The 21985-nt window shown below is 72.4% G+C and carries 16 protein-coding genes; 11 read left to right on the top strand and 5 right to left on the bottom strand.

Annotated elements, in window-relative coordinates; translation table 11 throughout:
- Window positions 1-97: 97 nt before the first annotated feature.
- Window positions 98-2056 carry a PIG-L family deacetylase gene (locus tag ACFV6I_RS21420; protein ID WP_380427004.1) on the bottom strand — a complete coding sequence of 653 codons (1959 nt, stop codon included), beginning with the start codon at window positions 2054-2056 and terminating at the stop codon, window positions 98-100.
- A gap of 475 nt (window positions 2057-2531) precedes the next feature.
- On the opposite strand from ACFV6I_RS21420, the gene ACFV6I_RS21415 reads away from it, so the two are divergent.
- The 4 genes from ACFV6I_RS21415 (at window position 2532) to ACFV6I_RS21400 (ending at window position 7263) form a co-directional block, all read left to right on the top strand.
- A complete protein-coding gene (locus ACFV6I_RS21415) occupies window positions 2532-3416 on the top strand; it encodes a phytoene/squalene synthase family protein (protein ID WP_380427002.1) in 885 nt (294 codons plus the stop codon).
- A 125-nt stretch (window positions 3417-3541) separates the two neighbouring features.
- Window positions 3542-5761 carry an MMPL family transporter gene (locus tag ACFV6I_RS21410; RefSeq protein WP_380427000.1) on the top strand — a complete coding sequence of 740 codons (2220 nt, stop codon included), beginning with the start codon at window positions 3542-3544 and terminating at the stop codon, window positions 5759-5761.
- 47 nt (window positions 5762-5808) lie between these two features.
- Entirely contained in the window at window positions 5809-6480 is a 672-nt protein-coding gene (locus ACFV6I_RS21405) for a hypothetical protein (protein WP_380426998.1), read from the top strand.
- 132 nt (window positions 6481-6612) lie between these two features.
- Complete coding sequence (locus tag ACFV6I_RS21400) at window positions 6613-7263, top strand: YncE family protein (protein WP_380426996.1); 651 nt, start codon at window positions 6613-6615, stop codon at window positions 7261-7263.
- A 126-nt stretch (window positions 7264-7389) separates the two neighbouring features.
- On the opposite strand, the gene ACFV6I_RS21395 is transcribed toward ACFV6I_RS21400, so the two are convergent.
- The 4 genes from ACFV6I_RS21395 to ACFV6I_RS21380 form a co-directional block, all read right to left on the bottom strand.
- Complete coding sequence (locus ACFV6I_RS21395) at window positions 7390-8691, bottom strand: glycosyltransferase (protein WP_380426994.1); 1302 nt, start codon at window positions 8689-8691, stop codon at window positions 7390-7392.
- Between the two features lie 186 nt (window positions 8692-8877).
- Window positions 8878-10935, bottom strand: a complete 2058-nt coding sequence (locus ACFV6I_RS21390) for a glycoside hydrolase (protein ID WP_380426992.1) — start codon at window positions 10933-10935, stop codon at window positions 8878-8880.
- Between the two features lie 212 nt (window positions 10936-11147).
- Window positions 11148-11894 (bottom strand): tRNA-dependent cyclodipeptide synthase, encoded by a 747-nt coding sequence (locus tag ACFV6I_RS21385; protein ID WP_380426990.1) that lies wholly within the window; start codon window positions 11892-11894, stop codon window positions 11148-11150.
- Between the two features lie 192 nt (window positions 11895-12086).
- On the bottom strand, window positions 12087-12632 hold the full coding sequence (locus tag ACFV6I_RS21380; RefSeq protein ID WP_380426988.1) for a hypothetical protein: 546 nt from the start codon (window positions 12630-12632) through the stop codon (window positions 12087-12089).
- An 822-nt stretch (window positions 12633-13454) separates the two neighbouring features.
- On the opposite strand from ACFV6I_RS21380, the gene ACFV6I_RS21375 reads away from it, so the two are divergent.
- The 7 genes from ACFV6I_RS21375 (at window position 13455) to ACFV6I_RS21345 (ending at window position 21954) form a co-directional block, all read left to right on the top strand.
- Window positions 13455-14099: a sensor domain-containing protein gene (locus ACFV6I_RS21375; RefSeq protein ID WP_363373859.1), complete on the top strand. Its 645-nt coding sequence runs from the start codon at window positions 13455-13457 to the stop codon at window positions 14097-14099.
- Window positions 14096-16030 carry a DNA/RNA non-specific endonuclease gene (locus ACFV6I_RS21370; protein WP_380426986.1) on the top strand — a complete coding sequence of 645 codons (1935 nt, stop codon included), beginning with the start codon at window positions 14096-14098 and terminating at the stop codon, window positions 16028-16030. Before ACFV6I_RS21375 ends, ACFV6I_RS21370 begins: the two co-directional genes overlap by 4 nt.
- A gap of 53 nt (window positions 16031-16083) precedes the next feature.
- Complete coding sequence (locus tag ACFV6I_RS21365) at window positions 16084-17172, top strand: hypothetical protein (protein ID WP_380426984.1); 1089 nt, start codon at window positions 16084-16086, stop codon at window positions 17170-17172.
- 230 nt (window positions 17173-17402) lie between these two features.
- Window positions 17403-17666, top strand: coding sequence for a hypothetical protein (locus ACFV6I_RS21360; protein ID WP_063352590.1), 264 nt, complete (start codon window positions 17403-17405; stop codon window positions 17664-17666).
- 61 nt (window positions 17667-17727) lie between these two features.
- Window positions 17728-19173, top strand: coding sequence for an NADP-dependent phosphogluconate dehydrogenase (gene gndA / locus ACFV6I_RS21355; RefSeq protein WP_380426982.1), 1446 nt, complete (start codon window positions 17728-17730; stop codon window positions 19171-19173).
- A 134-nt stretch (window positions 19174-19307) separates the two neighbouring features.
- Complete coding sequence (locus ACFV6I_RS21350) at window positions 19308-21053, top strand: amidohydrolase (protein ID WP_380426980.1); 1746 nt, start codon at window positions 19308-19310, stop codon at window positions 21051-21053.
- Window positions 21054-21390: 337 nt separating this feature from the next.
- Window positions 21391-21954: a hypothetical protein gene (locus ACFV6I_RS21345; protein WP_380426978.1), complete on the top strand. Its 564-nt coding sequence runs from the start codon at window positions 21391-21393 to the stop codon at window positions 21952-21954.
- Window positions 21955-21985 lie beyond the last annotated feature (31 nt).

The raw sequence follows: 21985 nt of genomic DNA, 5'->3' as shown, positions 1-21985 counted from the left end.
TACAGAGGTGGTCCGACCTGGTGTCGCCGGCCCCCCCGCGGGGGGGGGCCGGGGCGCGGGTGGGTGGGGGGGCCCCCGCGGCCGACGGAACCGGCGGTCACAGGGGCATGCCCTGCCAGCCGCCGAGGTTGGTGGGCGTCGTGCCCGTGCGGTAGTAGACGCGGCCGTCCGTGCCGATGGCGAACACGTACAGGACACCGCCGCCGTCGACGAGCGCGGTCGGGTAGTCGAGGACGGTGCCGCCGAGGTCCTGCCAGGCGCCGTAGCCGGAGTTCGGGGCGGTCTGGGCGGTGGTGCTCACGCCGCCGCCGCCGTTGCGCTCGAACAGGACGACCCGTCCGCCGGCGGTGGCCGCCGCCGGCTCGCCCACTCCCCCGTCTCCGCCGAGGGGGGCCGGGGACTGGCTCCACTCACCGCCGGGCCGGGTCTGGTAGCTGACCAGCATCGCCCCGGTGCCGGCCTCGCGGTAGGCGAGTTCGACGCGGCCGTCCTGGTCGAGCGCGGCCTTGGGCGGGCTGGCCGGCCGGGCGCCGGGGATCGGGCTCGGGCCGCCGAAGGCGCCGTTCGGGGCGCCCTGCCGCCAGCCGAGGATTCCGGTGCGGGTGCTGGCGAACACCTCGATCGCCCCGACGCCGTTGCGGATCGCGGTGACCGGGTCCTGGAGGTCGGTGCCGCCCAGGTCCGTCCACGTGCCCGTCCACACCCCGCCCGGGGTGGTCTGCCGGATGCTGCTGAGGCCGCCCCCGCCGTTCTTGACGAACAGCTCCAGCCGCCCGTCCTGGTGGCCGGCCACCACGGGCACGCCGACCTGGTCCTCGTTGCCGAGCCCGGTGTTGGGGTTGCCGTGGTCGGCCCAGCTGTTCCACCACCAGCCGTTGGGCGTGCCCTGGGGCAGGGAGATGATGTGGTGGTCGGTCAGGCGGCGGGCGAAGACCTCCAGCCGACCGTCGGCGTTGGTGCCGACCGCGATGCCCGGCGCCAGTCGCCCGCCCGGGTCGGCCATCCGCACCGGACCGCCCCAACTGCCGTCCGTCTGACGCCAGTACGTGTAGAGGGCGCCGGCCCGGACGACGAAGACCTGCGGCCGGCCGTCCTGGTTCAGCCCGGCCCAGGAGGTGCCCCGCGACCAGCGGTAGTACATCCGGGAGAACCAGGCGTCGGAGTAGTTCCCCGAGTGGTCGTGGCTCGCGTACTCGGAGACGAACACGCCCTTGGCGCCGACCGTCGCCGGGTCGAGGTTCACCGGGCAGTCGCTGATGTTGTAGTCCCGGTAGTTCACCTGGATCAGCGAGCCGCCGTACTGGCTCGCCGCCACGCCCGCGAACTTCGCGGCGGAGACGTGGTCCGAGTGGTCGCCCGAGTAGCGGCTGTCCGGGAGTTCGTCCTGGGCCCGGAGCACGGTCGGCTGGTACGTCACCATCAGCTGCCGCAGCACCTCGACGACGTCCGCCGCCGTGTAGGTCGACGGCCCGGACAGCGGGCTGCCGACCGGGACGACCGTGGTGTCGGTGCCGCCGTTCAACACGTTGGCGAGCCCGGCGTCGTGCAGGTTGAGGAAGATCAGGTGCACCGGCCGGTCCTTGAGCATGTACCGCTCGACCTGCTTGCCCGCGACCGTCCACGCCTCGACCGTCCAGTGCCCGATCTCGTCGGTCGCCGGGTCGTTGTCGCCGACCCCGGTCATCCGGGAGTAGGCGTTGACGGCGCCCATCTGGCGGTTCCAGGTGCGCAGTGGGTCGCCGGCGGGGTCCCAGCAGCCGCCCACGCACGGGTCACCGGTGATGTTCCCGGCGGTGACGAACACCGTGACGGACGGGGTGCCGTTGCCGAGGGCGTTGGACAGGTCCGGGTTCATGAACAGGATGTCGTCGTCCTCGTGGGCGACGACCTGCATGAACAGAGGCCCGGAGCCGGCGGCCATACGTGCGGCCGTACCCGTACCCGTACCCGTACCCGTGGCCGCGGAGGCGCGGGTCGCGGTCCCCTTGGCCAGGACGGGCGCGGCGAGGGCGGTGAGCGCGACGGAGGTGAGGAGTTGTCGTCGTCCGATTGCCATGTGATTCCCCCCAATTCGAGATCGGCATGTGATCACGCCAGGAGGAGGTTAGCGCATTGCCGGGCGGAAATGCCCGGGGCTGCGTCGGGTGAATTGCCAACGGGGAAAAGTCAATTGACGTGTGATCAAGTCACTTCGTTCACTCCCCGCTCATCGGACGCATTTCCGGAAGAGCCCGTTCCTGCACAGGTGGAATCGGACCAGCGGACGATAAGACGACAAACCGAATCCAGCTCTGTGCGCCGAGCGGGGGGAGGCTGGTCGCGTGATATGACGGCGTGTCACCAAATCTGCGCCGATCGGCCTGCGGGACGATGAGCCCGCTTCGGCGCCCCACCTGGGGAGCCACGCCCGGACGGCCCTTCAGGAGATGTGCGGCCGCCGGCTCGGAGCGGGAGCCCGACCACTCGCCGTAGGAGTTCCGTTGTATTTGGACCGCTGGTCACTGGACCGGGCCGGCATCACCGATCACACGTTGCGGGAATCCTACGAGTTCTGCCGGCGGATGCTGATCTCGGTGGACGGGCGGACCTACTGGGCGGCGAGCTGCTGCGCGCCGCCGGCGGTGCGCCCGCACCTGTGGGCGGCGTACGCGTTCGGCCGGCACGCCGATCAGCTGGTGGACGGGGGTGACCGGCCGGGCCGGGCCGAGGAGTTCGAACGGTGGGCCGAACACCTCACCGCAGCTCTCGAAGACGGTGACGGCAGCAGCAGCGGTACGGGAGATCCGATCACACGTGCGCTGACGCACACGGTGCACAGCCGTGGGATCCGCGTCGAGGACCTGATGGCCTACGTGGACGGCCTGCGGATGGACCTGTCCCCGGCCCACTACCCGACGTTCGCCGAACTCCGGCCCTATCTGCGGGCCGTGGGCGGCGCCCCGGCCCGGATCCTGCTCCGCGTCTTCGAGGATCCTTCACCCGCCGCCGAGCAGGCGATGACCCGGCTCGGGGAGGCCGCGCAGTTCACCGACATCGTGTGCGACATCGCCGAGGACCTGCGGATGGGCCGGCTGTACCTGCCGCTGGAGGACCTGGAGCGCTTCGGGCTGACCCGCGACGACCTCGCCGCGGAGCGCAGCAGTGCCGCGGTGCGCGAGCTGCTGCGCTTCGAGGTCTCACGGGCACGAACGCTGTGGGAGGAGGGCCTCGACGTCCTCGACCTGGTGCATCCGACCAGCCGTGCGGCCTGGCAGGCCGGAGCCGCGTTGCTGCGCGCGCCCCTGGACCGGGTCGAGCGTCGCGGCAACCAGGCGGTGGGCGCCAAGGACTGGACCACGGCACCACGCACCGCGGCGATCCTGGTGCGCAGCCTGCTGCACCCGCCGGTCGGCGCCGCAGTTCCGGCACGCCCGTGAGCGCCCACGAGGTCACACTCCCCACCCAGCCCGCACCCACCCAACCCGTACCCACCCAACCGGCACCCTCGCCGCCGCAGGCGCCGGGCCCCCTGTCGCGTCCGCCCCTCCTGCACCGGCTGGGCGTGTTCTCGGCGCGCCGGCGGGGGCTGGTCTGCGGTGTCTGGCTGCTGGCGGTCGCCGCGTCGATCGGGCTGCTGCCGCACTTCCTGTACTCGCTGCGCGCCCCTGTCGTCCGCGTCGACGGATCGGAGTCGGTGCGGGCGGACGGGTTGGCCGCCAGGGGCTTTCCGCTGCTGGGATCCGAGCAGCTCCTGCTGGTGTTCCACTCCGAGCAGCTCGATGCCACCGATCCCCGTTACGCCGACACGGTCGCGTGGACCGCGGCCGCGCTGCGGCACCAGCACGGCGTCCGGGCCGTGGCCGTGCTCCCGACCGCCGAGCAGGCGGCCGCCTCGCCCCCCGCGGACGATGTCGGCGCGCTGATGGCCGCCCTCTCACGGCTGCGCCACGATCCTCACAACGCCTACGCCTTGGTCGGGCTCGGCGGTGACGAGAGCAGACGCCAGGAGCGGATCGGCGCCCAGCAGGCCCAGGTGGGGCGGGTGGCGCAGCACTTCAGCGACGGCGCGGTCAGCGCCGCCCTGGTCGGCAGGACGCCGGTCAACGACGACCTGCGCTCCGTCGAACTCGCCGATCTGCGCGATGTCGAGGGCGTCGCCGTGATCCTGGCCCTGGTGGTGCTGCTGCTGGGCCTGGGCACGGTGGGCGCGGCCCTGGTCCCGGTGGTGCTGGCCGGCGCCGCCATCGCACTCACTTTCGGTCTGATCGCCGCGGTGGGGCTGATCGACCCGACGCTGCGTCCCGACACCCTGCTGGTGACCGTGGTGACGGTGGTGGGGCTCGGCATCGGCATCGACTACGCGCTGTTCGTCGTCGTCCGCTTCCAGGAGGAGATCGCCGCCGGCGCCCCACCGGAACAGGCCGCCGGCCGGGCGCTGGCCACCAGCGGCCGGACGGTCTGCTACTCCGGCGCGGTGGTGGCGGCCGCCGCGACGAGCATGCTGCTGCTGCCCTCCCGGGTCTTCCGCGACCTCACCGCCGGGACCTGCACGGTGACGGCCGTGGTCCTGGCCGCGACGCTGACCCTGCTGCCCGCCGGCCTCGCCGGGGCCGTCCGCTGGCTGGGGCGCGGCGCGCTGCCCGGCCGCCGTCCGGCCCGCCAGGACGTCGGCGATGCGGAGGGGCAGCCGTGGGCCCGCTGGGCGCGGCGCCTGATGCGGCGTCCGGTGCCCTACCTGCTGGTCGGCCTCGCCCTGCTCGGCGCTTCCGCGGCCCCGGCCCTGGGCCTGAGCCTGGGCGTCGACTTCGGACGCCACGCACTGGCCGGCACCCCCTCCGGCGCGGCTCTGGCGGTCCTGGAGAGCGACGCGCTCGCCGGAGCGGCGGGCCAGGTGACGGTCATGGTCCCGCACACCGCCGCCGGGCCCGCCCCCCAGCTGCCGGGGCTCCTGGATGCCTTGCGCGCGCAGCCGCAGGCGGCCGTCGTCCAGGCCGTCGACAACGGCCGCGACCTCACCATGGTGGTCGTCGTCCCGGCCGTCGCCCCGGACTCTCCGGCGGGCGTCGAACTGGTGCGTCGCATCAGGGAGTTGACCGAGCCGCTGCGTCAATCGGGCACCCCGGTCGCGGTCGGCGGGTTCGGCGCACTGCTGCTGGACATCACGCGGGAGGTGTCCGCGACGGTGTGGTGGGTGATCGGCTCCGTGCTGGCGCTGTCCCTGTGCTACCTGGTCTTCGTGTTCCGCAGCCTGCTGTTGCCGCTGAAGGCCGTGGCGATGAACCTCCTGGCCACCGGGGCGAGTTACGGCCTGACGGTGGCGGTGTTCCAGCACGGCTGGGCCCAGGGCCTGCTCGGGTTCACCTCGACGGGCCGCGTGCAGGCGTATCTGCCGGTGATCGTCTTCGCCGTCCTGTTCGGACTGTCCATGGACTACGAGGTGTTCCTGGTGCGCCGGATCCGGGAAGAGTACCTGGCCACCGGCGACAACACCCGCGCCGTGGCACTGGGGCTGCAGCGCACCGCGCGCCCGATCACCACCGCCGCGCTGGTGATGGTGCTGCTCTTCGCCGGCCTGCTCGCCGACCGGGCGCTGGAGATCAAGGAGATCGGCTTCGCGCTCGCCGTGGCCGTCGCGCTCGACGCCACCGTGGTCCGCCTGCTGCTGGTGCCCACCGTCATGCGCCTGCTGGGGGAATGGAACTGGTGGCTTCCGGCTCCTCCGATTTGGTTCCGCACCCGCGCGTCGCGCGGGGATGACGGCGTATCCAAGCAGGGCCTGTAAGTGTGCGAACGATAATTGCCCCGCACTTCCTCGAACCAGGAGAAAGCATGCGCACCGGTCGATATGTGCTGGCCCTCTCCGCGGCCGCCGTGGCGATCACCGTGGCCGGCCTGACCGCGCCGCCCGGCACCTTCGACTCCCACGCCTCGGCGCAGGCCCGCGCCGCGGCTGCCGCCGCCGAGCAGGACCTCGCACTGTCCAACGGCCAGGCCGACGTCCAGCTCACCGGTCGCGCGAACCTGACGCTGGACCAGGCCGGCATCCAGGAGAACCAGAAGGGCGGGGACACCACGGGGCTCGTCGAGGACGAGACCCACTGCTCCGGCGCCGGCGGCACCGCGAACCTGATGCCCGACGGCTCCCTCACCGGCACCGTCAGCTGCCAGGACGACGTCGTCTTCACCCCCACCGACGAGGCCGGCGCGGACAACGGGACCACCGGCCAGCAGGTGGAGGTGACGCAGATGACCGAGAACCTGGCCACCGGCGAGGTCGACGTGACGCTCGACGGCCAGAAGGTCCCCCTGCTCACCTGCCCCGACCGCTCCTCCGACGTCACCGTCAGCGGCTCGAGCGCGACGACCGACGACGTGGGATGCGACGTCACGCCCGGCGCCGCCGACACCTTCAACAAGAAGTTCGGGGTGAGCGTCTTCGAGCCGGGCGACGAGATCGCCCACGGCACCGGCAGCGCCACCGCGAAGACCACCACCAAGTGATCCGCACTCCCGACCCGGAAAGGCCTCCCCCATGACCGACCAGAGCACGGCCGACGACTCCCCCCGCCACACCGCTCCCGGCCACGACTGCGCCGCGCCACTCTGATCACCGCCGCCTTCACCGCCGCGGCCGTGGTCGCAGCCCTGACCTGGGGACGGCAGACCTCCGCCCGGGCAGCGGACGTCCCCATCGCCTACACCTACGACATCGACAACAGCCTCATCTACAAGTTCAACACCAAGGACCGCACCCTGGTCGGCGACCCGATCAGCACCGCCAAGTACGGCAGGGACATCGCCGTGACCAGGGACGGCAAGTACGCCGTGGTGTTCCTCCCGGTGGACCGCACGGTCGTCCGCTACGACCTCGGCCGCCCGGTGGTCAGTCCGGACGGCAAGTACCTCTACGTCCCCATGACCCGCGCGGGCTCGGTGCTGGTCCTCGACGCCGCGACCGACCAGCCCGTCGGCAAGCCCATCAGCGCCTGCGACGGCCCCGCCTACATCGCCCTGAACGCCGACGGCAGCCGCGGCTACGTCTCCTGCTCGTCAGGGGACGCGATCGCCATCGTCGACACCCAGAAGGCCGTCCGGATCGGCGACCCCGTCAAGGTCACCCGGGACCCCCTCGGCTCCGCACTGACCGCGGACGGCAAGCAACTGTGGATCGCCCACGGGTTCGGCCACGCCGTCAGCGTCCTGGACCTCACCACCAACACGATCGACGGCGACCCGATCGGCTTCCCCAAGAGCCGCGCCATGGTGGGCATCAACATCCGCTGAGCCCACACGCACACGCGCGCAGTCGGGAGCGGTGGCCGCCCGGGCGACGAGATCGCCCCCGGCCGGGGGCGGGCGGCTTCCCCCGGCCGATCGATCTCCCCGAGCGCCCGGCGGCACCCTCGGCGGTCAGCCGAGCGAGTCCACCAGTTCGGCGATCGCCGTCAACGGCTGGTGGGCCGCGAGTTCGGCGGCCAGGTCGGCGGCGTTGGCACGGTAGGCCGGGTCGGCCAGGACCCGGTCGACGGCCTCGCGCAGCTCCGGCTCGCCCGGGCGCCCGGTGCGCAGGTCGACGCCGACACCGCGCCAGGCCACCCGGGCGGCCACCTCGGGCTTGTCCTCGCTGCCGCCCGCGACCACCAGCGGCACCCCGAAGGCCAGCGCGGTGTGGACACCGCCGTAGCCGCCGTTGCTGATCAACACGTCGGCGTGCGGCAGGAGCCGGTCGAACGGCAGGTAGCCGGCGGCCCGCACGTTGTCCGGCAGGCCGCCGAGCGCCTGCGCCAGCAGCTCGGGCCCGTCCGGGCGGACCGTGGCCGCGACCACCAGCAGGTCGGGACGGTCGGCCAGCGCCCGCACCGCGGGGACCAGCAGCTCGGTCAGGTCGTCATTGGCCAGGGTGCCCTGGGTGACCACCACGACCGGACGGTTAGAGGCCAACTCAGGCCACCACTGCGGCAGTTCCACCTCGATCCGGCTCTGCGGCGCCAGCGCGCCGATGTAGCGCAGCGAGGCCGGCGCGTCACTGCGCGGGTACTCGAACCCCGGGATGGTCAGCTGCAGGTAGTGGTCGGGCCCGGTGACGGCGGCGTTCGCCCGTGGCCCCGGCGGCAGTTCGGCCCCCACCCCGGCGAAGACCTCGGCCGCGTACTGCCGCAGCGGCTCGCCGCGCAGCGCCGCCTCGGCGTTCAACTCCCGGTTGCGGGCCAGCCCTTCCGGTCCCGCCTGGGGCGCCAGCGCGAGGCCGAAGGGCGCGGTGTCGACACTCTGCAGCATCGGCGGGGACACCCCGATGCCCACCACGGCCGGCCGCTCGTCGCGCGGATGGGCCAGCGCCAGAGCCACCGCGCCGTGGAAGAAGCAGTCACCGAGCACGACCGTGGCCGGGAACTCCGCCAGCAGCGCGCGCAGCGCCCGGTACTGCGCGGGCACCGGGTCGATGAAGATGTTCCGGGCGTCGAAGGCCAACCGCTGCGGCCCGGGCGGCAGTTCGGACCGACCCGGGAAGGAGTCGTTGATCCGGCGGTCGTCGAAATCCGCCTCCGGCGGCAGGGCGACGAAGCGCGCCCCGGTCTCCTCGGCGGCCCCGGCGAACCGCGCCCCGCCGAGGAAGACCACCTCGTGCCCGCGCGCCACCAGGTCGGCGGCGATCGCCAGCATCGGCGCGGTGTGCCCGTGCGCGGGCATGGCGGCAGTGATGATCCTGGACATGTGAAACCCCCCAAATTCGTTCGTCGGCCGGTCCGTGCGCACCCCGTGGTCGTCCCCGCGCACCCGGCCACAGCGCAGGCTAACCCACCACGCCGCGTCCGCCCGACACCGGCGGCGGGGCGGGCGTGGCCGCCCGTCCCGCCGGTTCGTCAGCTCGTCAGTTCATCAGTTCATCAGCCGCGGTCGTCAGGAGACCACGTCACCCGGGCAGAGCCGCTGGGTGCCCGGGCGTCCGCGCACGGTGGCGTCCACGCAGCCGCCCGGCAGGCCGTCGTGGACCGTGGTGCCGAAGTTGGCGGTGACGGTCAGTGTGCCGTCGCCGAAGACGGTCCGCTGCACCAGGTGGTCGCCGGTCAGCCAGCGGAAGGAGGTCAGCTGCCGGGTGCCGGCCGCCTGGTGCAGCGGCGCGAAGTACTGCTGCAGGGCGGCCAGTTCCCGCTGGTTCTGCCCGTCGCGCGGGTCCTTGTCGCTGAGCACGAAGTTGAGCGGGGTGTTGTCGAGCATCGCCAGCAGCGCACGCGTGGTCTTCTGCTCCGGCAGTTTGCCGAAGGGCAGTTCCCAGCGTTCGACGTTGACCAGCGACCCGTGCAGCGCCGTCTCGTACAGCGGCACCCGGTACCGCGGGTCGTACATCGCCTTCAGGGCTGCGGCCACCCGGGCCTGGTGCTCGGGCTTGAAGTCCGTGGTCCGCACCGGCTTGAAGAAGGTGGCGGCGGCCTGTTCCGGGGCGTAGCCACCCCAGGCGCCGTCGTCCTTGGGGTCCTGCGGCCCGTTGTCGAAGTGCCCGGACTCCATCGCCCACAGCCGCCCGTCCACCGGGGTGCCCGAGCCGTGGTCGAAGGCCAGCACCTGGTTGGCCCAGGAGCCGGCGGACTCCGAGCCCAGGACCAGCGGGGCGGGCCGGCCCGTGGACGCGTCGTACGAGCCGTCCGTCAGGCGCCGCATCCGGGCGAGCCGGTTGGCGCGGTCCTCGTCCATGGTCATCGCGTGGCCGGGGTCGAAGTCCCGGAAGAGCTCGCCCGCCGCGTCCACGTCGAGGAAGTAGCTGTCGGCCCCGTTGGCGACCAGCGAGCGGGTGCGGTCCGCCAGGTAGTGCTGCTGCGGCTCGGCCTGCTCGAACGCCTGCGAGCTGAGGTAGCAGCCCTTCTTGTGGAAGCCGGGTTGGGGCGTCCCGTCGGCCCTGACGACGCAGAACCGGGGGTAGACGTCGTCCGGCCAGACGGAGTTGGGAGACGAATCGTCCGTCTTCTGCTGGCCGTTGGCGAAGGAGTCGTACGGTCCGACCAGATAGCCGGCGGCCTCGGCGGCCTTGACGTCCTCGCTCGCCATCGGGGAGTCGTCGGAGTCGTAGCCGAGCCAGAGCCGGGAGACGCCCAGTTCCTTGAGCCGGTCGAGGTAGGCGGGCCGGCGGGCGCCGCCCCAGGCGTAGGCGTGGAAGGCGCCGAGCAGCTTCGCGGTCTGCGGGTTCTGCTTGATCTTTTCGCTCAGGCTGCCCAACTGCCCGTGCTCCGCAAGCCAGTTGCGGTAGTCCACGGCCGGGGCCACCGGGGAGCCGTCGGTGAGGGAGAAGGCCACGGTGTACGTGCCGGTGCCGTTCCCGGCGGCGAACCCGTGCTCGGCCGTGGCCCGCAGCCGGCCGTCCTGGGAGGCGAACGTCAGCGACGTGCCGATGTCGGTGGGGACGATGTAGCTGACGCCGGTCCGGCCGGAGCGGAGCGTGTAGCCCCACATCGGCATGGACAGCTGCGAGCTCAGCTCCTGCTCCTCGCCGACCAGCGCCCCGTCGGAGGAGTTCCAGAACGGGTCGTCGACGGGAAGGGACAGCCCCTCGCCGCGCGGGAGCTGGACCTCGGCGGCGGCCGGATCGGTGGCGGTCACCGGCCACCGCACCGAGGTGTCGCCGCCGCTCCCGGTGGGGGCGGTCCCGGTGAGGGTGACCAGCAACCGGCCGTGATCGGCGCGGACTTCGGCCCGCAGGCCCTTCTCCGGGTACGACCAGGCCGCGCCGCTCGCCGTCCTGACCGGGTCGCTCGCCCTGCCCAGCCCCTGGTCGGCCGGAGCGGACAGCAGGACCACCCGCCCGTCCTCGGTCCGGGCCTCGGCCCGCAGCGTGGCCGCATCGATGGTGGCGGTGCCGCCGCGTACCGGCACGTCGACGCGCCCGTCATGGACCCGCACCCGCATCTGCGAGGCGGAGCTGGCGCTGGCGCTCGCCACGGTTCCGGACACCAGCGCGGTGGCCACGGCGAGGACGAGAACGGCGCGCGGAACGTGCCGGCGGGCGGGGCCCGCAAGGGATGACGTATGAGTACCGGTGTGCATGACACAGTGATACGGAGGACTCCTAAGAAGTCCTTAAGAAGCGATCCTTGACCACCGGTCATGCCGACGGCACCCGAGCTTGGACGCGCTGCTCCGGCGGTCCGGCAGAGCGCCCGGCGGGCTGAGGGGCGCCGTCAACGCCTCCGCAGATCGAGCGAGACGACGGTCAGCCGACGCAGCTCCTCCGGTGCGTCCGGGTGCTTCCCGTCGGTGATCTCGGAAAGGGTGCCGAACGAACCGGGGTAGACCATGACGGAAAGGCCTTCCTGGGCAAGACACGCGAATATCGCGGACTCCTCCAGAAAGTACTGTGCGGACATTTCGACCCGCCTCTCCAGGTCTGCCTCGGCGAGTTGGCCGGAATATCTGGCGTGAAAGCGCCGCCCGAACGCATCGACGGACTCCCGGAAGTTCCGGTCGGCCCGGCGGTAGTCGGTGAGGCCTCGATGGTGCTTTGCGTAGGAATCCCACCGCTGCACTTCGGAGCAGCGCAGGAACGTGAATTCGGTCCGCTCGCGTTCGGCCTCGAACAGGGCCCGGGTGTCGGCGATGAAGCGGTCGCCCAGGGCCAGCGCCCGGGAGAGCGCCTCGTCCTCCGGCAGTCCCTGGGTGGATGCCAGGGTGATCCGGTGGATGCTGTCCCCGACCAGCACCGTGCAACGGCGGAACCGCCCGGCTATCCAGCGGAGCATCGCGGCGAGTTTTCCCGGAGCGAAGTTGCCGTTCTCCAGGCTGACGCCGAGGAAGCACTGGCCCCGATCCGCCAGTCCGGCCCGCCGGGCCGGAGGGGAGACCAAGTCGACACTCGCCTTGTAGGAGGTTTTCGGCCGATTCTCGGAGATTCCTGATATGCCGACAGAAGCCTGTTCGTAAGGAGGCACGCGAAAACCCCTCCGGGCTATCGAACGAGTGAGCGATGATCGGTACGGGATCGAAGTTAGGTTTCGCCCGATCAAGCGTCAAATTGCTTCAACTCGCCCACAGCACAGTGGCCGGTCCCGGAGTGGACCGCGGCTCCATCAGCCCGATGGCTTGAGGCCTCATAAGTCTGACGGTGTGTCTCGCCGAGTTGTTCAGTGTTCGGCGGCGCTGCGGAACTGCAGGGCGATCGCCCCGGCCTGGTGAATGTCCGTGATGCCGAGGACCGCGACGGAGCCCACCGTCGAGGCGTCGCCCCAGCGGCACATCACAGCTCCTCTGCCGATCTGGTGCCCGCACTGCATGGCTCCGCCGAGCGGGCCGGCGTCGACGTCCTGGGGGTCTTCGATCTTCGCGCCCGCGAAGAAGTTGGTCAGGCCCCAGGAGAGGGAGTGCGTGGCGTTTTCCCGGGCGAGCTTGGGATCCCACTGCGTAGTGGAGGCGTTGAAGACGAGGCTCGGCCGGGTGCCGTCCGGCGTGTCCGTATAGAACCAGTAGCGCTCGGGGGTCGCGCCCGGCACCCGGGCCGACAGACCGACTGCGGCCTCACCGGTGATCAGGTGGTAGCCGGCGACGGTTGCCGGAGCGTCGATGGTGCGCCCGGCCGGGCCTGACCGGGCCGCAGGGCCGTAAGAGGAGTCCGAACCCACCTCTACGACCACTGCGATCACCCCGGCGCCGACGAGGAGGAGAGTCGCCACAATGCTGACGCTCCTGCGCCTTCTCCGCACCGCGGCGACGCGGGGCGCCTCTTCGAGGGTGCGGGCGACGGGGTTTCGCCAGGTGCCGGTGAACCGCCAGGCGAGGAGGACAGCGATCAGAGCGGGTATACCCCACGTCCCCATGGACTGTCCGATTTGGTACGCATGCGAATGCGTGTCAACAGCGAGAAGCACGTGGCGCATCGTAGCGGGCCCACTCAGCCTCGGGAGCAGGCGGCTGCCCTCCGTCCGTGGACGGACAAGCAGGCTGTACGCCTGCTCCGGGGGCTCGGCCTCCTCACCTCCGAGCGATCCTCGGAGTCCGGTGGTCCTCCGGGCGTCCTGGCTCTTCACCGCCGAGGGTTCCGATCCGTCGGCCCTGCGCGGCACGACGCGGGTTGATCCAACTCTGGATCACTGACTGGCAGTTGGTGGTTTCGGCGAAATGCTCAGACGGTCCTCAAATCCGACCGGAAGGTCTTGCCCCGCTGCGCTGGATGAGTGACGGTATGTCCCGGCTTCGTTTACAGAACGCAACCTGAGTCGCCCGGATGGCGGCGTGTCGTGGGGGAGATCAGCGTGGCCGAAGACGCCGACTACATCATTCCGCCGCCGGCGGGCCCGGGTGGTGATGGCCCGTCAGGCGCTGGGGCGGCCCGTCCTGCTGGGCCGCCTTCGGCATCCGGCGCGGCGCCGTCGCCGCAGTCGCAACCGCCGTCGCAGTCGCAGCCGCCGGTTCCGCAGCACGCGCCGACAGCAGGCCCGGAGAGGCCCCGGCTCACTCGGGTACCGCGCCACTGGCAGCTGATCGTGGCCGCGGTCGTGCCCTGCCTCGTCCTGGCCGGCATCGGGTGGTGGCTCTGGCCGCAGCAGCCGACGAGCCTGCCGCCGCACGTGGCCGCGGGTACGGTCCAAGCGGACCTCGTGAGCCCTGACGGCGTCAGCCGGCTGGCCGGGACGACGCTGGTCGCCGGCCCGCAGTCGGACCGGCCGCACGCCCCGCTCGCCGTGTCGCCGTCGGAATGCGCCGTCGCGGCGGGACCGACGACCCAGTCGGTCTACGGACAGGCGTGGACCGCGTTCCTGTCGGCGACCTACCAGGACGCAGGGGCCACGGGCGCCTACACCGTGAACCAGGTCATCGGCGTGTTCCCGGACAGCGAGAAGACCGGCGCGGCCTTCCAGGCGCTCACCGACGGTCTCACCAAGTGCCCGTCCTCGACGGTCACCGACCAGGCAGGTCGTACCGCGAAGTGGGCCTACACGGCCCACCCTCCCACCGAGGTCGCCGTGGCGTGGACGGCGGCGCAGGACGGCGCACAGGACGGCGGCGCGCAGTGGGCCTGCCACCACCAGGCGCGGGTGAAGGGCACGAGTCTGGTCCAGGTCGCCGTCTGCCAGGCGGGCGACGGCCAGCCGACCACCGCGAAGCTCGCCGACGAGCTCACCGGGAAGGTGAGCGGATGACCGCGTCCCCGTACGACCCGGCCGCTCGCCGCCGGCGAACCGTACGGACGACTGTGCGGACGGCCGTACGAATAGCCGTACGGCGCGTCGTCCTCCTGGCGCTGGCGGCCGTACTGGTGCCGGTCGTCGGCGCGGGAGCGCCCGCGTTCGCGGCCACCGGCGCTGCGGCCGTCCTGGCCCAGTCGGGCGGCGTCGCTGTCCTGGTCCCGTCCGGGGACGTCGAGGCCGCCTCGGCGCAGCTGGTCCGGGAGATCGAGGACTTCAACCGGCAGGAAGCGGAGATCGCGCAGCAGGCGAAGGCCGTGGTCGCCGAGGCGGAGCAGATCACCAAGGACGCCGCCGCCCTGCGCAACGACACCGCGGCGTTCGAGAGCAAGGCCGCTGCCGCGAAGCAGAAGGCCGGCAGCTTCGGGACGCGCGCGGCGGCCCTGGCCTCCAGGATCGATGCCCATAACAACAAGCCGCACACCTTCCAACTGCCCGCGCAGGCCGCCGCGTCCAGCGCGTACGACGCCGAGGCGAGCGAACTGAGGGCCGAACAGGCGCAGCTCCAGGCCGAGAAGGGCAGCCTTGAGAGCGAGCAGTCCCAGCTCGGGCAGGAGGAGTCCAAGCTCAGTTCCAGGCAGTCCCAACTCGGCGCCGCCGCCAAGGCCCAGGAGGCGAAGGCCAAGGCGCTCCAGGCCAAGGAGCAGCAGCTCCAGCCCCGGGCCCAGCAGTTGCTCCAGCAGATGGCCCAGGCCACCCAGAGCCTCGCCGACAATCCACCGGACCCGGCGGCGGCGATGGACCAGGGCGGTGACGCGGCCGCCCCTCCGCAGCACCGCGCTCACGCCCCGTCCCAAAGGCAGAACCAGAGCGAGAACCAGGGTCAGAGCCAGTCCCAGAGCCGGAGGCGGGGGGTCGACACCGTCGACACCTCCGACGCCGCCGGCACCGCCGACAGCCCGTACCAGCAGCCCCGGACCTCCGCCCTGAAGGCCTACGCGAAACAGGCCGGCACCACCGTCGACATGCGCCCGGGCACGGCGTACCTGCTGCCCGAGGCCGTCGGGCAGCTTCCCGCCGCACAGGCGGCGCAGCTCGGCAGCCCGTCCATCGCCTACGACGGGCTGGTCCGCAAGCCCGACGGGAACTACACGGCCCTCCAGGTCCAGATGCCGGGGGCCGCCGCGGCCCCCGCCCTGGAGGTCTTCAAGACCGCCATGAACCGCCGCGGCAAGCTCGTCGCGTACAAGGCCGGCGTGAAGCTCGTCATCGACGAGATCAAGACCGTCCAACCCGCGCCGGAGCCCCCGGACACCGGCCCCGGGAGCCCGTCGCCCTCCCCTTCCGGCAAGGCCGCCTGCCTGACCCAACCCCGGGGCAGGCCGAGCGGCAGCGGATGGATCCTCAACACCGAGCAGCCCGTGCCCAGTCGCAACCGGACCGCGGGCCCGAGCCCCTCCGGCTCCCGGGCCCCCGCGCCGGCCACCAGGGCCGGCAAGGCGGAGGCCTGCCTGACGAACCCCCTGGTCAAGGGGGACGAGGCCGCCGGCGACATCACGGGCTGGGAGGACGCGAACGCGCAGTCTCCCGGCGGTGGCCTCGCCCGCTGCCATCTGATCGCCAACGTCCTCGGGGGGAGGGGCAGTCACAAGGAGGACTGGATCAACCTCGTCCCGTGCTACCAGCTCGGGCTGAACATCAAGGGGATCAGCATGAGGATGTTCGAGGCCAGGGTCCAGAAGGAGGTGAACGCGCTGTCCGCGGACGGGAACGCCGCCGTGTACTACATGGTGACGCCCCTCTACCGGGACGACAGCAGCACCATCCCGTGGGGCGCGAGCATGAGCGCCACGGTCCAGCTGCCCGACGGCACGTCACTGCCCGTCTTCAACGAGCAGACCCTTCTGAACATCCCCGAGAACGGCGGGCCCGGTCTGGGGAACTGAGACCGGGCAACTGGGGACCGAGGAACCGGAACCGGTACGGCTGGGAGGCCGGCATGACCCGCACCACCCCGCCGAGGCCGGACGACATCGTGGCGGCCTTCCCACAACTGGCCCCGCTGGCCCGGACGGCGACCCGGCTGCACCCGCGGCCCGGATCGCCGTCCCCGCGGGAGAGCTCGGTCGGAGGTCCGCTGCTGTGGCCCGCCGCCGAGCCGTGGCCGCACTGCGAGGGCACGCACCGGGTGCCGGCCGTGCTGCCGGCGACCTCCCCGGCGGATGTCCGGCTGTTGCGCGAGATCCGGGCGGCCGCCCGGAGCCGGCCAGCGGGTGCCCGCTCCTACACCCCGCAGGAGCGCGCCGTGCTGGATCGGGCCGGCGCCGGCCGCCCGTGCCCGCAGGGGCCGGTCGCGATGCTGGCCGTGGCCCAGCTGTACGTCCGCGAGGTGCCCGACCTGCGTCCGCCCGAAGGCGCGGACCTGCTCCAGGTTCTGTGGTGTCCCTTCGACCATCCCTTCGACCACCCATTCGAGCACCCTTTCGACTACTCCTGGGAGAGCATGCCGAGGACCGAGCTGTTCTGGCGGTCCGCCACCGCGGTCGGCGAGGTCCTCGCCGCGCCTCCGCAGCCGCCCGCGATCCAGTACGAGGACTACCTGCCGCAGCCGTGCCTGGTCTCCCCCGAGCAGGTCACCGAGTACCCCCTGGCGGTGGAGCTCGACCCGGACCTGCGCGCGCAGGTCCGGGCGTGGAGCGCCCGGCGGAAGACCGGTGCCAAGCCGGGCAGCGCCTACGACGGGGCGGAGGACGGGTACTACGACTGGGAGTTGTCCGTCGCCCCCGGTTGGAAGGCCGGCGGCTGGGCTCCCTGGAGCTTCACCGATCCCGCTCCGCAGTACTGCCGCGCCTGCGGTTGCCGGATGGACCCGATGCTGACCATCGCCACGACGGAGTGGCGCGCGGACGTCCGCAGCTGGATCCCGTACGAGGACCGGGCCGGCGCGACCCAGGCCGGTGCGACCCGGGACGCCGTCCGCCCCGACTCGGCGGCACCGACCATGATCACCGTCGGCGACGGGTACAACCAGCAGATCTACGCGTGCCCGGCGGCCCCGGAGCACCCGCACGCCGCACTGCTGCAGTAGCCGACCGGAGCCGCCCCGCTGCGCCCGGGCCGACGCCCCGTTACCCGAACGGAGTATGCCGGGCCCGGCAACTCGGCCGCCCCATCGCGGGCGACGGGCGGCGGGAGGCGGCCGCGCCGGTGCGTGAACGTCGAGCGGCTGGTGGGGCGGTCGCGGACGCGGATCGGCAGAATCGGGGTGTGGGGGCGGCCCCGGCTGCGCCGCAGGCGGCTACGTGAGAGGACCATGCCATGCCCGACTTCCACCCGAAGCACGATCATCTGATCGTCAAGCCGATCGGGGTTTCGGCCCCGCAGGACCCGGAGACGTGGACGGGCGAGGTGGTGGCGGTGGGGCCCGGCCGGCAGCTGGGGAGCGGCAAGCCGCACCCGGTGGACGTCAAGGTCGGCGAGAAGATCCTCTTCAACAGGCTCTCCGGCTCGGAGATCCGGGTGGAGGGCGAGGAGTACGTCGAGCTTCCCGAGGACGAGATCCTCGCGCTCTCCGCTGAGTAGTCCCGACAGCCCCAAGCACCCGAGCACCCGAGCCCCCGAGACCCCCTTGGAGATTCCCGCCATGACCGAGCAGGCACCGGCCCGGATCGGCGTCACCGGATTGGCCGTGATGGGCCGCAACCTGGCCAGGAACTTCGCCCGCCACGGCTACCGGGTGGCCGTGCACAACCGCACGCTGGCGCGGACCACGGCGCTGCTGGAGGAGTTCGGGCACGAGGGCGAGTTCGTGTCCGCCGAGACCACGGAGAAGTTCGTCGCGGCCCTGGAACGCCCCCGCCTGATCGTGATCATGGTCAAGGCCGGGGCTCCGACCGACGCGGTCATCGACGAGCTGGTGCCGCTGCTCGACGAGGGCGACGTGGTGGTGGACGGCGGGAACGCGCACTTCCTCGACACCAGGAGGCGGGAGGCGGCCCTGCGCGGACGCGGCCTGCACTTCGTGGGCAGCGGCATCTCCGGCGGTGAGCAGGGCGCCCTGGAAGGGCCGAGCATCATGCCCGGCGGCACTCCGGAGGCCTACCGGGTCCTGGGACCGCTGCTGGAGGACATCGCGGCCAAGGTCGACGGCAAGCCCTGCTGCACCCACGTCGGGCCGGACGGCGCCGGCCACTTCGTCAAGATGGTCCACAACGGCATCGAGTACGCCGACATGCAGCTCATCGCCGAGGCGTACGACCTGCTGCGGCACGGAGCCGGACTTCAACCCGACGCGATCGCCGAGGTCTTCCGGACCTGGAACGGCGGACGCCTGGAGTCCTACCTGATCGAGATCACCGCCGAGATCCTCGCCCACACCGATGCGGCGACCGGGAAGCCCTTCGTCGACGTCGTGCTGGACCAGGCCGAGCAGAAGGGCACCGGCCGCTGGACGGTCCAGAGCGCGCTGGAGCTCGGCGTGCCCGTCAGCGGGATCGCCGAGGCCGTCTTCGCCCGGGCGCTGTCCGGCAGCGTGCCGCTCCGGCAGGCCGGCCGGGGGCTGCCCGGCCCCACCGAGACCTGGCTCGACAGCGCGGCGTCGGACCGGTTCGCGGACGACGTCGAACAGGCGCTGTACGCCTCCAAGATGGTGGCCTACGCCCAGGGCTTCAACCAGATCCAGGCCGGCAGCGCGGAGTACTCCTGGCAGATCGACCCCGGTGAGATGGCCGCGATCTGGCGCGGCGGCTGCATCATCAGGGCCCGGTTCCTGGACCGGATCAGGGCCGCGTACGAGGCCGACCGGGAGCGTCCCACGCTGCTGACCGACACGCACTTCCGGGAGGCGCTCGGCTCCGCGCAGTCGGCCTGGCGGCGGGTCGTCTCGACGGCGGCCCAACTGGGGGTGCCCGCCCCCGGCTTCGCGACCGCGCTCGCCTACTACGACGGCCTGCGGGCGGGGCGCCTCCCGGCCGCGCTGGTGCAGGGCCAGCGGGACTTCTTCGGCGCGCACACCTACCACCGTATCGACCGGGACGGGACCTTCCACACCCGTTGGGAGCTGGAGAGGCGCCCGGAGGAACAGCGCTGAGACACCTGAGACACCTGAGGCACCCGCAACCACCGTGCGGGAGGGACATGCGGACAGACCTGCGCCACAGAAGGTGATTCCGCGGTCACCATGGGTAGGAGCGTGACGCAAACCCCTACCTCCAGGAGACCCGCATGGCCCAGCAGGCCGACCTCATCCTCCACGGCGGCGAGATCGTCACCGTCGCCGAGAGCGCCGGGAGTACCGAGAGCAGCGAAAGTGGCGCCCGGCCCCCCGAGGCCGTGGCCGTCAAGGACGGCACGATCGTCTTCGTCGGCCCCCGGCAGGAGGCGCTGGACCAGTGGAACGGCCCGCACACCGTCGTACGGGACCTTGAGGGCCGCGCCCTGCTGCCCGGGTTCGTCGACGCGCACGGGCACCTCGGCGGCATCGGCCTCCAAGCCACCATCGCCAACCTGCTGGCCGCACCGGACGGCGACGTCACCGGGCTCGACTCGCTGAAGGACAAGCTGCGCGCCTGGGCCGGGAGCACGGTGGGCGCGGACTCCGAGTGGATCGTCGGGTTCGGCTACGACGACGCGATGCTCGCCGAGGGCCGCCACCCCACCCGCGAGGACCTCGACGAGGTGTCCAGGGACCGCCCGGTGCTCGCCATCCACCAGTCCTTCCACCTCGGCGCGGTGAACAGCCTCGGCCTGAAACGGCTCCGCTACTCGGCCGCCACGCCCGACCCCGAGGGCGGCGTGATCCGGCGGCGCGAACTCGCCGTCCCGCCCGCGCACGGCGAGCCCGACGGGGTCCTGGAGGAGAAGGCGTTCACCCCGGCCTCGGACCTGGCGCTCGCGGGGCTGCCCGAACGGGCACTGCTGATGCTGTTCATCACCGGCGCGGCCACGGCGGCGAGCTTCGGCTTCACCACCGTCCAGGAGGGCGGCACCACCCTCGCCAACCTCAAGGCGCTGCGGGACACGGCCGCCGCCGTGCCGTTCGCGGTCGACGTGGTCGCGTACGTGAAGGCCGGGGAGGTCATCTCCTCCGCGCTGGACGACCCGATCGGGGTGAGCGACGAGTACCTGGACGGCGTCCGCGCGGCCGGGGTGAAGCTGGTGCTGGACGGCTCGCCGCAGGGCCGCACGGCGTGGCTCACCGCGCCCTACCTGACGCCGCCGGCCGGGCAGCCCGAGGACTACTGCGGGTACCCGGCGGAGTCGGACGACGCCGTGGTGGCCAAGCAGGTCAGCACGGCGGTCGAACGGGGCTGGCAGGTGCTGGCGCACGTCAACGGCGACGCGGCGATCGACCAGTTCCTCCGGGCGGTCGAGGCGGCCGGGCCGGGCCGGCGGCCGACCGTGGCCATCCACGCGCAGACCGCCCGCGAGGACCAGGTCAAGGCGTTCGCCCGGCTGGGGATCGTGCCGTCCTTCTTCTCCATGCACACCTACTACTGGGGCGACTGGTACCGCAGGACCGTCCTCGGCGAGGAGCGGGCGGCCACCATCTCCCCCGCCCGCTGGGCGCTCGACCGCGGCCTGCGCTACACCTCGCACCACGACGCGCCGGTGGCGTTGCCCGACTCGATCGCCGTGCTGTCCAGCCAGGTGACCCGGCGCACCCGAACCGACGGGGTCGTCCTCGGGCCGGAGCAGCGGGTGTCGGCCCTGGAGGCGGTCCGCGCGATCACCCTCAACGCCGCCCACCAGTACGGCGAGCAGGACCGCAAGGGCAGCATCGAGGTCGGCAAGCTCGCGGACCTGGTGATCCTCAGCGCCAATCCGCTGACGGTCGACCCGGAGGCGATCCGCGACATCGAGGTCGTCGAGACGATCAAGGCGGGAACGACCATCCACCCGCCGGCACCCGCCGCCCGGGCCTCCGCGATCCCGGCCACCGCGCCCACCCCGCAGTGGGGCTGCTGCTGAGCGTCCGGGGCCGGGCCGGGAAGCTCCGAGGTCCCCGGCAGGGTCAGGCTTTGGCGTCGCGGTGGCGGCACCGTACCGAAGCGGCCGAGCGGGGGCTGGGAACGCCCGCTTACCGCACCACGAGTCGGTGCCGGCGCTGTCGAAGGCGGTGAGCGGGCGGGCGAGCGGGCGGGCGGGCGGGCGGGCGGGCGGGAAGCTGCCGGTGGATCTGCCGATCGGCGGCGCGCCGCGGGCCTAACGTTCGGTGCGGCGCCGGACGCAGCGGGACGGGCGCCACAGGAAACCCTCCCGCTACTTCGTCAACTCCGCTTTCCCCGGAAGGACTTCGAGCCCACCCATGTCCAGACTCCGCTCCCGGGTCGCCGCCCTGGCCGCCCTCGCAACGATCGGGTTCGGCGCCCTCACCACGGGTACCGCCGACGCCGCCCAGGCCGCCGCCCCCGCCGCGGCTCCGGCCGCCGTGGCCGCCGCGCTGTCCGAGCCCACCCACATCCCGATGAACAGCCTGCTGAACCGCAACCAGGCCTGGTACTCGCCGAACGGCCACATCATGCTGGCCATGCAGGGCGACGGCAACGTCGTCCTGTACCGCGACACCACCCCGATCTGGGTCGCCAAGGGCGCCATCCCCGACGGCAACATCCTGGTCATGCAGGGCGACGGCAACCTCGTCGTGTACTCCGCCGCCAACACCGCGCTGTGGGCCAGCAACACCGGCGGCAACCCCGGCGCCGAGCTGGCCGTCTACAACGAGGGCGCGATCGCCGTCCAGCTGAACGGCAAGATCCTGTGGACCAGCGCCCAGTCGACGCCGACCCTGCCCAAGTGCCCGCCGTGGGGCCCGCCCTACCCGGGCCAGGTCACCTGGCCGTGGTGCCCGACCTGGCCCTTCCCGAGCTGACCCCCACCCCCGACGGTCACGCGACCGGGGC

The organism is Kitasatospora sp. NPDC059803 (assembly GCF_042732255.1).
Classification (GTDB): domain Bacteria; phylum Actinomycetota; class Actinomycetes; order Streptomycetales; family Streptomycetaceae; genus Kitasatospora.
Note: the sequence above shows the minus strand (reverse complement) of the source record. Positions and strands in the feature narration are given on the sequence as shown.